The organism is Companilactobacillus farciminis KCTC 3681 = DSM 20184, from assembly GCF_002706745.1.
Lineage (GTDB): Bacteria > Bacillota > Bacilli > Lactobacillales > Lactobacillaceae > Companilactobacillus > Companilactobacillus farciminis.
In genome coordinates, this window is the sequence record NZ_CP017702.1 from 1991906 (window position 1) to 2004956 (window position 13051).

The 13051-nt window shown below is 37.7% G+C and carries 17 protein-coding genes, 1 other RNA gene and 1 other annotated feature; all 18 genes read right to left on the reverse strand.

The window, feature by feature from the left end:
* Positions 1 to 2: 2 nt before the first annotated feature.
* The 18 genes from dnaX to LF20184_RS09910 all read right to left on the reverse strand — a co-directional run bounded on the left by dnaX (position 3) and on the right by LF20184_RS09910 (position 13039).
* Entirely contained in the window at positions 3 to 1709 is a 1707-nt protein-coding gene (gene dnaX / locus LF20184_RS09825) for a DNA polymerase III subunit gamma/tau (RefSeq protein WP_010018681.1), read from the reverse strand.
* Positions 1710 to 1793: 84 nt separating this feature from the next.
* An RNA gene (gene ffs, locus LF20184_RS09830) (signal recognition particle sRNA small type) lies at positions 1794 to 1876 on the reverse strand.
* Positions 1877 to 1919: 43 nt separating this feature from the next.
* A complete protein-coding gene (locus LF20184_RS09835) occupies positions 1920 to 2396 on the reverse strand; it encodes a nucleoside deaminase (RefSeq protein ID WP_029606450.1) in 477 nt (158 codons plus the stop codon).
* A 1-nt stretch (position 2397) separates the two neighbouring features.
* Positions 2398 to 2712, reverse strand: coding sequence for a lipase chaperone (locus LF20184_RS09840; RefSeq protein WP_010018678.1), 315 nt, complete (start codon positions 2710 to 2712; stop codon positions 2398 to 2400).
* A gap of 43 nt (positions 2713 to 2755) precedes the next feature.
* A complete protein-coding gene (locus tag LF20184_RS09845) occupies positions 2756 to 3358 on the reverse strand; it encodes a class I SAM-dependent methyltransferase (RefSeq protein WP_010018677.1) in 603 nt (200 codons plus the stop codon).
* A 69-nt stretch (positions 3359 to 3427) separates the two neighbouring features.
* Positions 3428 to 3796, reverse strand: a complete 369-nt coding sequence (gene rplL / locus LF20184_RS09850; RefSeq protein WP_010018676.1) for a 50S ribosomal protein L7/L12 — start codon at positions 3794 to 3796, stop codon at positions 3428 to 3430.
* 43 nt (positions 3797 to 3839) lie between these two features.
* Entirely contained in the window at positions 3840 to 4346 is a 507-nt protein-coding gene (rplJ, locus tag LF20184_RS09855) for a 50S ribosomal protein L10 (RefSeq protein WP_010018675.1), read from the reverse strand.
* A 48-nt stretch (positions 4347 to 4394) separates the two neighbouring features.
* Positions 4395 to 4514, reverse strand: a sequence feature (ribosomal protein L10 leader region).
* Between the two features lie 34 nt (positions 4515 to 4548).
* Positions 4549 to 5229: a 50S ribosomal protein L1 gene (gene rplA, locus LF20184_RS09860; RefSeq protein WP_010018674.1), complete on the reverse strand. Its 681-nt coding sequence runs from the start codon at positions 5227 to 5229 to the stop codon at positions 4549 to 4551.
* Positions 5230 to 5325: 96 nt separating this feature from the next.
* Entirely contained in the window at positions 5326 to 5748 is a 423-nt protein-coding gene (gene rplK / locus LF20184_RS09865) for a 50S ribosomal protein L11 (RefSeq protein WP_010018673.1), read from the reverse strand.
* Between the two features lie 119 nt (positions 5749 to 5867).
* Positions 5868 to 6413 (reverse strand): transcription termination/antitermination protein NusG, encoded by a 546-nt coding sequence (nusG, locus tag LF20184_RS09870; RefSeq protein WP_010018672.1) that lies wholly within the window; start codon positions 6411 to 6413, stop codon positions 5868 to 5870.
* Positions 6414 to 6510: 97 nt separating this feature from the next.
* The gene (gene secE / locus LF20184_RS09875; protein WP_010018671.1) at positions 6511 to 6696 is read right to left on the reverse strand and encodes a preprotein translocase subunit SecE; all 186 of its coding nucleotides are present in this window, start codon (positions 6694 to 6696) and stop codon (positions 6511 to 6513) included.
* Positions 6697 to 6709: 13 nt separating this feature from the next.
* Positions 6710 to 6859: a 50S ribosomal protein L33 gene (gene rpmG / locus LF20184_RS09880; RefSeq protein ID WP_010018670.1), complete on the reverse strand. Its 150-nt coding sequence runs from the start codon at positions 6857 to 6859 to the stop codon at positions 6710 to 6712.
* A 70-nt stretch (positions 6860 to 6929) separates the two neighbouring features.
* Positions 6930 to 7487: a sigma-70 family RNA polymerase sigma factor gene (locus tag LF20184_RS09885; RefSeq protein WP_081454077.1), complete on the reverse strand. Its 558-nt coding sequence runs from the start codon at positions 7485 to 7487 to the stop codon at positions 6930 to 6932.
* Between the two features lie 121 nt (positions 7488 to 7608).
* On the reverse strand, positions 7609 to 8385 hold the full coding sequence (gene rlmB / locus LF20184_RS09890; RefSeq protein WP_010018668.1) for a 23S rRNA (guanosine(2251)-2'-O)-methyltransferase RlmB: 777 nt from the start codon (positions 8383 to 8385) through the stop codon (positions 7609 to 7611).
* Positions 8366 to 8779 carry a Mini-ribonuclease 3 gene (locus LF20184_RS09895; RefSeq protein ID WP_010018666.1) on the reverse strand — a complete coding sequence of 138 codons (414 nt, stop codon included), beginning with the start codon at positions 8777 to 8779 and terminating at the stop codon, positions 8366 to 8368. Before LF20184_RS09895 ends, rlmB begins: the two co-directional genes overlap by 20 nt.
* On the reverse strand, positions 8772 to 10178 hold the full coding sequence (gene cysS / locus LF20184_RS09900) for a cysteine--tRNA ligase (protein ID WP_010018665.1): 1407 nt from the start codon (positions 10176 to 10178) through the stop codon (positions 8772 to 8774). The genes LF20184_RS09895 and cysS overlap by 8 nt, the downstream gene beginning before the upstream one ends.
* Positions 10179 to 10263: 85 nt before the next feature.
* Positions 10264 to 11760: a glutamate--tRNA ligase gene (gene gltX, locus LF20184_RS09905; protein WP_010018664.1), complete on the reverse strand. Its 1497-nt coding sequence runs from the start codon at positions 11758 to 11760 to the stop codon at positions 10264 to 10266.
* Positions 11741 to 13039: a PIN/TRAM domain-containing protein gene (locus LF20184_RS09910; RefSeq protein ID WP_010018663.1), complete on the reverse strand. Its 1299-nt coding sequence runs from the start codon at positions 13037 to 13039 to the stop codon at positions 11741 to 11743. Before LF20184_RS09910 ends, gltX begins: the two co-directional genes overlap by 20 nt.
* Positions 13040 to 13051 lie beyond the last annotated feature (12 nt).

Sequence of the window (13051 nt, forward strand, 5' to 3'; positions counted from 1 at the left end):
TCCTAGTCATTTTTTACATCAACTATATCGTCACCAAATAATTTTAAAGCTTCATCAACGGTGGGATCAGTCTTTTTAGTTTCTTTATTAGATTTTACCGTGTTTTTCTTAGTTGAATCAATATTATTATCAATATATTCTTTTCTTATTTTAGGCCAATCGACCTTAGGTACAAGAACTATTTGACAATCTCGCTTCAATAACCTGCTAGAATTATCGATCAAAGACTGTAAGAAGTCACTATCATCTTGCACTTGTTCAAACCACATAGCGTAATCAAAAGCGACCACGATGCCTTCTGAAGATGCAGCAACTGGTTGTGCGACTCTCATCATAGCACGTTGTGAAATAGAAAGCATACTCATTAGTTCGGGCCACATGTCTCTAGCTTCGGCTAAATCATTCTTAGTAGCGCTGCCGAGAACTTTGTAAATTGCGGTCTTGTTCAAACGAGTATTGTTGTTGGCACGATGGTGTGGCTTAGGTTTGGAATTGTTCTTTGACACGACTGCACCACTAGATAAGTCTTTGACTTCATTTTGCAAGTGAGAAACTTCATCACGCAACTTATCGATAACTTCATTTTCAACTGGCACTTCTGCTTCCGAAGCACTAGTTTTAGCTACCTTAGGTTCAGAAATCTTAACTGTCAAAATTTCCATATAAATATCAGTCTGATTGGAATTCTTGAGATTCTTTTGTGTCGCACTGACTTGATCAACGATATAAAACAAGCGGTCATTGTCAAACTTATCCGCAATCGCCAATAATTCTTTCGTCATAACTGAACTATCCATCTGCTTAGATAAATCAGAATTGGAATTATACAAAATTAAATTACGACAAACTCGAATGATCATCTCTGTAAATCGTAAAGCCGAACGACCACTCTCCAAGATTTGGTATAAACTCGTCAAAGCTTGAGCAGGCTTGTTTTCAGCAATCGCGGTCATGTAAGAAACAATCTGTTCATTGCTCAAAGCACCGGTTACTTCTTGAGCGTTCTTGAGGGTCAATTCATCATCGCCATACGATAAAGCTTGATCCAAAATACTCAAAGCATCACGCATTCCACCTTCAGCAGAAGCGGCAATAATGTCCAATCCTTCTTCGTCATACTTAATATTTTTATCATTTAAAATAAAAGTCATTCGTTTCAGGATATCTTGTTTAGAGATTCTTCTGAAATTAAAACTTTGTGTTCTAGAAATAATTGTTGCGGGAATCTTTTGTGGTTCGGTTGTTGCCAAAATAAACATAACATTTGCTGGTGGTTCTTCCAATGTTTTCAGTAAGGCATTGAATGCACCTTGAGAAAGCATATGAACTTCATCAATGATATAAACTTTATATTTGGCTTCAGTTGGAGCGTATTTAACTTTGTCACGAATGTCACGAATCTCTTCAACACCATTGTTTGAGGCCGCATCGATCTCAATCACATCATTTAAACGGTTCTCATTGGCTGCTAAACAAATTTCACATTCATTACAAGGCTCACCATCTTGAGGGTTAAGACAATTAACTGCCTTAGCCAAAATCTTCGCACAGGATGTCTTCCCAGTACCACGTGGCCCACTGAATAAATACGCATGACTAGTCATATTGCTAGCCACCGCATTTCTCAACGTCTGAGTAATGACATCTTGGCCAATTACGTCAGAAAAAGTTTGGGGACGCCAAACTCGATAAAGTGCTTGATATGCCATTTTTTCTCCTTCAAAAAAATCTGATATGTAAATTTTAACACAAAAAAACTCCTAATCCGGAATAGATTAGGAGGCTAATATACATAACAAAAGGCACATGGTACACCTTACTTAGTGCTGCTTTCTTCCGAACCTGACACGATTCACAAGAGCACCATTGCCCTAAGGCCTTACGGCAATAACTATGATACTATAAATCACAAATTTTTTCTACTTTTTGCGACGAATTTCTCGAAAGAAATTACGAAGAAGATCGGCTGCCTCTTGGTCTTTAACTCCGCTCAACACCTCTGGCTGATGGTTGTAACGAGTCTCAGCTAGTAAATTATTGATGGACCCAACTGATCCTGCTTTGGGGTCTTTGGCACCATAAATAACTTCTTCAATGCGACTATTGATAATCGCTCCGGCACACATTGGACAAGGTTCAAGCGTGACAAACAGACTCGTGTGTTCTAAACGCCAACTGCCAATCCTTTTGCAAGCTGCTTCAATGGCAATGATTTCAGCATGCTTAATAGCATTTTGGGTTTCCTCACGTTCATTTGAACCACGAGCAATAACTTCGCCAGTCTGGTTGTCAACGATGATACAGCCAATAGGAACTTCTCTTCTAGATTCAGCTTTTTTTGCTTCTGCTATTGCCAAATCCATATATTCATTTATTTTATCTTCTGAAAATATCATTTTATCCGATTAAATTAGTTACTTTCTTTTCTAAATATTTGGGAAATACTGGTGCTTTAATTTTTAATTGTTCTTGTTCTTTTTTCAAAGTTTCCAAGATATCAATCAATTCACGCACTTGATCATCGGATAATGTACCGACAAAAGCCATTAATTTTTCGTTACCGTGAAGATATTTATCAACATATTCTTCCAATTGCTTGCGATCATTTTGAATCGTCTTATTCTTCAAAAGATGAATTACAGATGATACCGTTAAAATTGTACCTGCAGAAATTGCAGAGATAATGATTCCAATTACGATTTTTTTCTTCATAAGTAAACGCCTCCAACATGAATATACCATATTCAGGAGTATTTTAAATTAATTTACTTTTTAAAATATAATATCCTTTGTCACGTGTAACTACTTCAACGTTGCCAAAAGTTTCATCCATTAGCTTTTTAGCTGAAGGAGCACCTTGTTTCTTTTGTAGGACGATCCACAATTCACCATTTGGCTCAAGGTACTCTTTGGAGTCAGCCAAAATGGAATTGACGACCTTTTTACCGGCACGAACAGGTGGATTAGAAACGATCAACGCATACTTGCCTGATACTTTATCATAAGTGTCTGATTCAAAGATCTCGACATTTTTAATTTGATTATTGTCGGCATTTTTCTTTGCCAAATCTAATGCTCTTAGATTAACGTCAACCATAGTCACGTTACGCTTAGTTTGTTCTTTAGCTAGTGCCAAACCGATTGGACCATAGCCACAGCCAACGTCTAAGATATTGCCATTAGGAATGTTCTGGAAATCAATTGCTTCAATTAGTACTCGTGAACCGTAATCGATTGTCTGTCTAGAGAAAACCCCACTGTCAGACATAAAATCTAAATTATGTTTGCGCAAAGTAAAATTGAAATTCTTAACTTCATGTTCCACACTAGGAGTATTTTCAAAATATTGATTAGCCATAAGTTTATTCCTTCCTTTTTTGGGTAAAAAAAAATCCTCTTACGAGGATTAATTTTAACATAAAGTGTATTACTTCAATGTAACTGTTGCACCAACAGCTTCTAGTTTTGACTTCATGTCGTCAGCGTCAGCCTTAGCAACGCCTTCCTTGATAACCTTAGGAGCACCATCAACAAGGTCCTTTGAGTCCTTCAAGCCAAGTCCTGTGATACCACGAACTTCCTTGATAACCTTAACCTTTTCTTGACCTGCTTCTGTAAGTTCAACGTCAAATGAGTCCTTTTCTGCAGCAGCGTCGCCACCAGCAGCACCGGCAGCAGCAACTGGAGCAGCAGCCTTAACGTCAAATTCTTCTTCAATAGCCTTAACAAGGTCGTTAAGTTCTAGAATTGATGCATCTTTTAAATCATCGATAATCTTTTGTGTATCTAAAGCCATTATTGTATCCTCCAAATATTATGAGTTTTTTTAGTTAATGTAATTAAGCTTCTTGTCCGTCGTCTTCTTTGTCAGCGATTGCCTTAACAACCATAGCAAAGTCGCGTACAGGAGCTTGTAATACAGATACCAACATTGATAGCAAGCCATCTCTGTCTGGTAATGTAGCTAATTCTTGAATTTCGTCAAGAGATGCAGCTTTACCTTCGATGATTCCACCCTTGATTTCAACGGCATCAACATCTTTGGCAAACTTAGCAGCAATCTTAGCAGGTCCAACAGGATCTTCTTCAGAATAAGCGATAGCTGTAGGTCCAACGAAGAACTTCTCTAGACCTTCAACACCAGCTTTTTCAGCTGCACGTCTCAAGATTGTATTCTTAACAACTTGCATAGTAGCATTTTGTTCACGTAATTCAGCACGCATTTCAGTTGCTTGTTCAACTGTTAGACCTAAGTAATCAACAACGATTACTGATTTTGCGCCTGTAAGTTGCTTAGCAATTTCATCTACTTCTGCTTGTTTTTGTGCTAATACTTCTTGCTTCATTATTACGTTTCACCTCCACAATTTTTTAGTTAATCTTCTACAAATTCGGCTAAAAATATAAAATCCCTGTGCCCTAAGGACACAGAGATTAAGTGAAATAATCTTCTGGCCTCGGCAGGATATTAAGACTTTCATCACCTGAGTCTTCGGTAGAAATCAACTATGATAATTTATCATTATTTTGGTAATTAGTCAACACTTATTAAGCGTTGATCTTTAGACCAGGTCCAAATGTAGATGTCATGTTTACACTGACAATATAGTTACCCTTCAATGATGCAGGACGTGCTTTAGCAATTGTACCGTAGAATGAATTGAAGTTTTCTACGATCTTGTTTGTATCAAATGACATCTTACCGATTGGTGCGTGGATAAGACCATTTGGATCTACACGGTATGTAACTTGTCCGGCTTTAATATCATTAACAGCCTTTGTAACATCCATTGTAACTGTACCTGTCTTAGGGTTAGGCATCAAACCTTTAGGTCCAAGAACACGACCTAAACGACCAACTTTGGCCATCATAGGTGGTGTAGCAACAGCAACGTCAAAGTCCAACCAGCCATCTTGAATCTTTTCTACAAGGTCATCTGAACCAACGATATCAGCGCCGGCTGCTTCTGCATCCTTAGCTTGTTGTCCTTCAGCGAAGACGATAACCTTTTGAGTTTTACCTGTACCGTTAGGTAGTACGATAGCACCACGAATTTGTTGATCAGCTTGTTTAGGATCAACATCCAAATTGATAGCAACTTCAACAGTTGCATCGAATTTAGCGTAGTCAACTTTCTTTAATAGTTCTACAGCTTCTTCAGCAGTATAACTTTTGTTTTTATCTACTTGTTTTAATGCTTCTGTATATTTTTTTCCATGCTTAGCCATGCTAAGTTCCTCCTTGCTTTGTGGTCTTACGGGGATTTCCCCTCCCACTTGTTAAGAATGCTTTCACATTCTTTGTAAACTGCTCAATCTAGTCTTTTACTTTACTTCAAAGCCCATACTTCTTGCAGTACCAGCAACCATACGCATTGCAGATTCAACACTAGCAGCGTTTAGGTCTTTCATCTTGGTTTCAGCAATTTCGCGAACTTGGTCTTCAGTAACTGTGGCAACCTTGTTTGTGTTAGGTTCGCCAGAACCCTTTTCAACGCCAGCAGCTTTCTTCAATAGAACTGCAGCTGGTGGTGTCTTAGTAACGAAATCGAATGAACGGTCTTCGTATACTGAGATAACAACAGGGATAATCATACCCTTTTGATCTTGTGTACGTGCATTGAAGTCTTTTGTAAAGGCAACAATGTTAATACCAGCTTGTCCTAGTGCAGGACCAACTGGAGGAGCTGGAGTAGCCTGTCCAGCAGGGATTTGTAATTTTACTACGTTAGCAACTTTTTTAGCCACGGTGCATACCTCCTTGTTCCGTGATGTGGTCATGATGAGAATAAAAATTTTCTCTCCCACATGTATGTGTCAAAAACATACCGTTATATAGTAGCACGGCCTACTAGTCTTTTCAATAACTATTTTTGTTTTTCAACTGATGTGAAATCAAGTTCAGCTGATGTCATACGACCAAACATATCAACGTCAACTTTAAGTTTTCTGTGTTCATCATCGATTTCTGTGATCTTACCAGTTGTATCTGAAAAGGCACCATCAGTGATGTTAACTGTTTCGCCAATTTCAAAGTCAGAAGGTTTATTAGCATTCATACCATATTGTTTCATGATGCTATCAATTTCCTCGGGTAATAGTGGTGCAGGCTTACTACCTGAACCGTGACTGCCGACAAATCCAGTAACGCCTGGTGTATTACGAACGATAAACCATGATTCATCACTCATAACCATTTGTACTAAAACGTAACCAGGGAAAGTTTTTTCCATTTCTTTCTTTTCTTTACCGTTCTTCATTTTTGTTTCTTCTTCTTCAGGAACAACTGCTTGGAAAATGTAATCTTCCATACCCATTGATTGAGCACGTGATTCTAGATTTTCCTTAACTTTATTTTCATATCCTGAATAGGTATGCAAAACATACCATTGTTTTTCGCCAGCTTCAGCCATAATTTCCTCCAAAATTCAAAATAAAAAAACTTCGAACCACAGTCGAAGTTTTTTTCTCATTGCTAATATCATAGCAAATTTTTGACGCTCTTACAATCTATTTACCCATGATAAAGGTTTGTAATAGTTTAATTAGACCCCAATCAACTACGGCAAAGAAGATTGCATACATTAATGATGTAGCGATAACAGTCCATGTATCACGCTTGTTTTCTTTAAATGTAGGCCAAACAACTAATTTCATTTCTTTATTGACACTACCAAAAAATTTAAATAGTTTCATTTGTTCCTCCAGCTTATCTTGTTTCTTTATGTAACGTGTGTTTTCCACAGTGCTTACAGAACTTTTTAACTTCTAGACGCTCTGTGCGGTTTGGGTTCTCGCTGATTGTGTAGTTACGTGAACCACAAACAGTGCAAGCTAATGCGACTTTTCTTAATCCCATGTTTATCTCCAAAATCTATTCTTAATCTTATTAATTGTAAACTCTGGAAGGTTGTTTGTCCATTGCAAACTCATGACAAATCAGAATCATCCCGTTGCAAAATCAGATGTTTCAAGCGATAAATTGCATTTTGAATTTTTTTAGGAGTGCACGATTGTTGCTTGCAAGCTTGATCCATTGTTATCTTGCCTAAAATGAATTGCATCGCCGTTAATTCCAGCTTACTCATCTTTTTAGTCAAAATTTCAACTTGATCTTTTACCTCTATTAAGTAGCGATGACCGTCAATCGGTTGTTGATTCGGATGAATTTCTAGCGGCTCAGTCATCCCATTGATTTTTCTCTTACTCGCATTTTCACGTCTGATCAAATCAATAATTCGTCGTTCAAACTTCATTTTAAAGAAGCTGCCGAATCTTGAACCAGTAGTACCATCAAAAATTTGACAAGTCTCATAACAAGTTATAAAAGCTTCTTGATACCAATCTTCACGGTCAAAGCCAACGATATAGTAATGTTTAGCTAAGTTATCGATCATCGGATGATATTTCTTCACTAGTTTATCTAGGGCTGGTGAATCTCTATCAGTTCTAACCTGTTCAATCCATAGTGACTCTGAGCTATACATTTGGCGTGTTGTTGTGGGAATAATTTTATATTTTTAGAATAACATTGCTATTTCTTGCATTAAAAGAGAACATTTGTTTACAAAAAAAACGAATGAAATTTAATCATTCGTTTAATATAAATTACGCATTTCTTGAAGCAAAAGCTTGATACAACAAAATACCAGTTGCAACTGAAGCATTCAAACTTTGCACGTGTCCAACCATCGGAATATTCAAAGTTTGGTCAGCTTGTTTGAGAACTAATGGTGAAATTCCCTTACCTTCGTTACCAATGATTAGAGCAACTGCTCCTTTGGCATTCCAGTTACGGTAATTGTCACCTTCCATAGCTGTACCAAAGACCCAGACATTTTTCTTCTTCAAGTCTTTGATTGTGTTAACTAAGTTAGTTACGCGGACTACTGGTACGTGTTCAATGGCACCAGTTGAAGTCTTAGCAACCGTTGAAGTGAGTCCTGTTGAACGATGCTTTGGCACAATGATTCCATGCACTCCTACGGCATCGGCTGTACGCATGATTGAACCGAGATTATGAGGATCTTCAATTTTGTCCAAAATCAAAATAAAGGGATCTTCATTTTTCTTCTTGGCATTGTCGAAGATATCTTGCATTTCAGCGTATTGATAAGGGGCAATGTAAGCTGCCATTCCTTGGTGATTGCCGCCTTCACTAATATCATCCAGCTTGTTCTTAGGTACTTCTTGAACGATCAAACGATCACGTTTAGCTAATTTGATAGCTTCCGCGATGTGTTCACTTGAAAGTCCTTTTTGAACTAAGACTTTATTGACACGTTGATCAGCTGTTGAAGACTTCAATAGTTCAATTACTGAATGAACTCCATAAACTAATTCTTTTTCTTCACTGTTATTATTTCTATTCGAATTTCCGGTCATCTGCTGCACCACTTTCTACTTCATTTATACACCACAATGCAAGTTCTTTAACACGTTCTTTGTCTCCAGTAATATCCAAGTAACCAAAGACGGCTTCAAAACCAGTGGACATATGATAAGTGACAACACTTGTATTCTTTGCTTTAGTTTGTTTCTTGGCATTACGCCCGTTCTTGTAAATCCTTACTTCTTGTTCAGTCAAAACATCATTATCGAGCATTAAAGTTATCAATGAAGCTTGAGCTTTCGCTGATACGTAATGTTTGGCTTGGTGTTGTAATTCATTTACTTTGACGATATTTTTGGACAACAAATGTTCACGAATAAATACTTCATAAACTGCATCGCCTAAATAGGCCAAAGTTACACCGTTAAATTTCTTAACATCAGTCATTAATATGCCACCGTGTTCCTTGAGGGGTATCTTCTAAGATTACGCCCATATCTTTTAGTTGGTCACGTAATTTATCACTCGTTGCGAAATCTTTGTCAGCACGAGCTTGATCACGTTGGTCGACCATTTGTTGAATTTCTTCAGAAAGGTCTTGTTGACTATCCAAGTTGATTCCTAGAATGCTTGTCAAATCAGCCATAGCTTTTAGGATAACATTTACAGCATTTTTAGCAACCGTATCTCTTGATGAGTAGTTGTTAGCCAAACTGACCAAATTAAAGATTTCTGTCAAACCATTTTGCACGTTAAAGTCATCATTCATAGCGTTCTTGAAGTCTTCGATAATACTTTGTGTTTGAGAAACAATTTCTTCATCATCAGTGTCTTTGGCATCATCTAATCTGAATTTCAAATTGTTGTAAGCTGTCTTGATTTTATCCAAGTTGTCAGCGGCTTTTTGCAAGTTAGCTTCTGAATATTCGAGCGGACGACGATAATGAGTTGATGAAAGGAAGAAACGCAAAACTTGTGGATTAGTCTTCTTGACTAAATCATGAACTGTGACAAAGTTACCAAGTGACTTACTCATCTTCTCGTTATTTTCGACAGTTACAAAACCGTTGTGCATCCAATAATTGACAAACTTCTTGCCAGTCTTAGCTTCACTTTGGGCAATTTCATTTTCATGGTGTGGGAACTCTAAGTCTTGACCACCACCATGAATATCAAAGGTTTCACCTAAGTACTTAGTTGACATAACTGAACATTCGATGTGCCAACCTGGACGACCCTCACCCCAAGGAGAATCCCATTTGATCTCACCTGGCTTAGCTTTTTTCCAGAGCACGAAGTCGATTGGATCTTGTTTCTTGTCAAATTCAGCTTCACCGATGTGTTCACTGGCACCTTCGACTAATTGGTCGATATTTTGATCAGAGAGCTCACCGTAATGCTTGAATTTTCTAGCTCGATAGAAGACATCCCCACCAGATTCGTAAGCGTAGCCTTTATCAATCAAAACTTTGACGAAGTCGATAATATCTTGAATGTTATCGGTAGCTCTAGGGTTGATGGTAGCTTTTTGGACATTGATAGCTGCAATATCTTCATAGAAGGCTTTGATAAATCGATCAGCAACCTCGGGAACAGTGATGCCTTCACGGTTAGCCTCTTTAATCATCTTGTCATCGACATCAGTGAAGTTAGATACGAATTTTACTTTGTAGCCTAAGAATTCCAAATAACGACGGACAGTGTCAAACGCCACGATTGAACGAGCGTTACCAATATGAATGTAGTTATACACCGTAGGTCCACAGACATACATGTTAACTTGATTAGGTGTTATTGGTTTAAATTCTTCTTTTTCACGGGTCAATGTATTGAAAATTTTCAACATAATCTTCACCTATATAAAAAAGAGCTTGGAGGCAAACTAAGTTTTCCTTCAACCTCTTTTTCTTTTCTTTTAGTTTTTATACACTCTAGTTCATTTCTGACAAAGTCTTGTCGATATTTGCAAGAGCTTGTTCTTTACCAAACAATTCGATAGTTTCAGCAATTGCTGGACCATGCATTGTTCTAGTAGCAGCGATTCTAGCTGGCATGTAAAGTTTTCTACCCTTAACACCAGTATCAGCACGAACTGATTGAATAGCTGCCATGATTTGAGTAGCTGTGAAGCGTGGCAATTTTTCTAACTTGCCTTTCAAGTCTTCAATAGCAGTCTTAGCATCATCGTCAGCTAATTCTTTTTGTTCGTCATCTGTTAAGTGTTCTGGTTGGTTAAAGAAAACATCAGCCAAGTCAACGATCTGTTGAGTGTATGACATTTGTGGCATGTAAAGTTCTGTCAAATGTCTTACCCATTGAATTTCATCAGTGCTTGGGTTTTCTTGGACACGTTTTGCTTCAATCAAGTTAGCAAGTACTAAGTCAGTGATTTCACTAACATCAGCGTGTTTAACATATTGGTTGTTGACCCATTCTAGTTTCTTTTGGTCAAACTTGGCAGGTGATTTACTCAAACGGTGTTCGTCAAAGATCTTGATGAATTGCTTGCGAGTGAATAATTCGTCTTCACCAACTGGTGACCAACCTAGAAGTGTAATGAAGTTGAACATAGCTTCTGGTAGGTAACCTAATTCACGATATTGTTCGATAAATTGTAGGATTGATTCGTCACGTTTACTTAACTTCTTACCAGTTTCAGTATTAATGATCAATGTCATGTGACCGAATTTTGGAGCTTCCCAGCCTAAGGCATCGTAAATCATCAATTGTTTTGGTGTGTTAGCAACGTGGTCATCACCACGAAGAACATGACTGATTTCCATCAAATGGTCATCAATAACAACCGCAAAGTTGTAAGTTGGCATACCATCACGCTTTTGGATAACCCAATCGCCACCGATAGTATCTGAACCGATTGAAACTTGACCCTTTACGATATCGTCCCATTCGTAGTTCTTACCAACTGGTACGTGGAATCTAACAACTGGTTGAACACCAGCATCTTCTGCTTCTTTGATCTTTGCAGCCTTTTCTTCGTCAGACATACCTTCGAATTCGTATTCGTAGTGAGGCATTTGTCCGTGAGCTTCTTGATCTTCACGCATTGCTTGTAGTTGTTCTTCAGTCAGATATGATTTGTAAGCCAAGCCTTTTTCTAGTAATTCATCAATGTATTTTTGATAAATTTCTTTTCTTTCTGATTGACGATATGGACCATAGTCACCACCGACATCTGGACCTTCATCCCAATCAACGCCAAGCCATTTTAGGTTTTCTAGTTGACTCTTTGTTCCACCTTTAACGTTTCTCTTTGTATCAGTATCTTCAATACGGATAACGAAAGTTCCCTTGTGACTACGTGCGAACAAGTAGTTAAAGATAGCTGTTCTAGCATTCCCAATGTGCAAGTGACCTGTTGGACTTGGTGCATATCTTACACGAATTTTATTATCTGACTTTTTTGCCATTTCTGTGTTCTCCCCTTTTATTTCTCGAGTTGTTTTTAGTTGAATTCCGGTTGCCATTGTTACGGTTGCGATTTCCATTGTTGTGATTGCCACTATTATGGTTATTGTTGCCGTTGTGGTTGTTTGAATTCTCCTTGGCACTACTCTTTTCCTGGATACCATGTATTGAATGTTTAGGTTTTGCAAATATCATTTTACCAGCATCAGTTTGCAATGCACTAGTTACGATGACTTCGACGTCTTTATTAATGAAGTATTTACCTTCTTCAACAACGACCATCGTACCATCTTCTAGGTATGCGACACCTTGCTCTCTTTCAGTACCCTCTTTTATAACTTTAACAGTCATTGCCTCTCCTGGCAAAATCATTGGTTTCAAGACTTTGGCTAGTTCGTTAATGTTAAGTACTTGAACATTTTGAAATTCACTTACCTTACTTAAATTATAATCATTTGTCATGACGGCACCACCAATTTCTTTGGCTAATTTAAGTAATTTCATGTCAACTTCTGGTATATTATCATAATCTCGCGTCGTTGTTTCATAATTGATAGTTTGATCCATCTTCATTTCGTTTAAAATGTCCAAACCACGACGTCCACGTTCACGCTTTTGACTATCGCTGGAATCGGAGATCAGTTGCAATTCATGAACAACAAAGTCCGGAATCATCAACTTCCCTTCCAAAAATCCTGTTTCAGCTAATTGATGAATTCGACCATCAATGATTACTGAAGTATCCAAAATCTTATATGGATAAAATTCTTTTTTGGCTGAACGACGAGTTACTTCACCTTCAGCAGCAATCTGGTCGTTTTTATCATTACTTGTCTTATTATTGTTGTTTCGCTTCGTGATGGAAAAATTAGTCCAGTCATTTCGACGACTAGTTCCCATTCGAAAACCAATCCAGCCAAAGACAATCATCAAGATTACCGGAATCACATTAGAAAACATATTGTGCATCATGTAAAACGGAATCGAAATGATGTTAGCCAAAACTAGACCTACGATTAGAAATGTTGAACCATAAATGATCCAACCGGGAGATCTAGAATTTAGATATTTTTCAATCCTTTGGTTCAAATCCATAATTGGTTTAACAAACAAGAACGACAAGAAATAAAATATAATACATCCAATAAGTCCGTCAAAATAGCCGTTGTTGATAAAAGCAATTCCTGCTAAACCGAAAACTTCCCACAAGCTAGGTAAAACCGTGATACCAACTGCGATACCTAGCAAAGCAAAAATTATATTTATTACAATCTTTCGCATAAAAACCTCCTT

Coding starts and splice junctions, on each gene's coding strand:
- dnaX (WP_010018681.1), bottom strand. CDS start 1,709: ATGGCATATCAAGCACTTTATCGAGTTTGGCGTCCCCAAACTTTTTCT.
- LF20184_RS09835 (WP_029606450.1), bottom strand. CDS start 2,396: ATGATATTTTCAGAAGATAAAATAAATGAATATATGGATTTGGCAATA.
- LF20184_RS09840 (WP_010018678.1), bottom strand. CDS start 2,712: ATGAAGAAAAAAATCGTAATTGGAATCATTATCTCTGCAATTTCTGCA.
- LF20184_RS09845 (WP_010018677.1), bottom strand. CDS start 3,358: ATGGCTAATCAATATTTTGAAAATACTCCTAGTGTGGAACATGAAGTT.
- rplL (WP_010018676.1), bottom strand. CDS start 3,796: ATGGCTTTAGATACACAAAAGATTATCGATGATTTAAAAGATGCATCA.
- rplJ (WP_010018675.1), bottom strand. CDS start 4,346: ATGAAGCAAGAAGTATTAGCACAAAAACAAGCAGAAGTAGATGAAATT.
- rplA (WP_010018674.1), bottom strand. CDS start 5,229: ATGGCTAAGCATGGAAAAAAATATACAGAAGCATTAAAACAAGTAGAT.
- nusG (WP_010018672.1), bottom strand. CDS start 6,413: ATGGCTGAAGCTGGCGAAAAACAATGGTATGTTTTGCATACCTATTCA.
- secE (WP_010018671.1), bottom strand. CDS start 6,696: ATGAAACTATTTAAATTTTTTGGTAGTGTCAATAAAGAAATGAAATTA.
- rpmG (WP_010018670.1), bottom strand. CDS start 6,859: ATGGGATTAAGAAAAGTCGCATTAGCTTGCACTGTTTGTGGTTCACGT.
- LF20184_RS09885 (WP_081454077.1), bottom strand. CDS start 7,487: ATGTATAGCTCAGAGTCACTATGGATTGAACAGGTTAGAACTGATAGA.
- rlmB (WP_010018668.1), bottom strand. CDS start 8,385: ATGACCGGAAATTCGAATAGAAATAATAACAGTGAAGAAAAAGAATTA.
- LF20184_RS09895 (WP_010018666.1), bottom strand. CDS start 8,779: ATGACTGATGTTAAGAAATTTAACGGTGTAACTTTGGCCTATTTAGGC.
- cysS (WP_010018665.1), bottom strand. CDS start 10,178: ATGTTGAAAATTTTCAATACATTGACCCGTGAAAAAGAAGAATTTAAA.
- gltX (WP_010018664.1), bottom strand. CDS start 11,760: ATGGCAAAAAAGTCAGATAATAAAATTCGTGTAAGATATGCACCAAGT.
- LF20184_RS09910 (WP_010018663.1), bottom strand. CDS start 13,039: ATGCGAAAGATTGTAATAAATATAATTTTTGCTTTGCTAGGTATCGCA.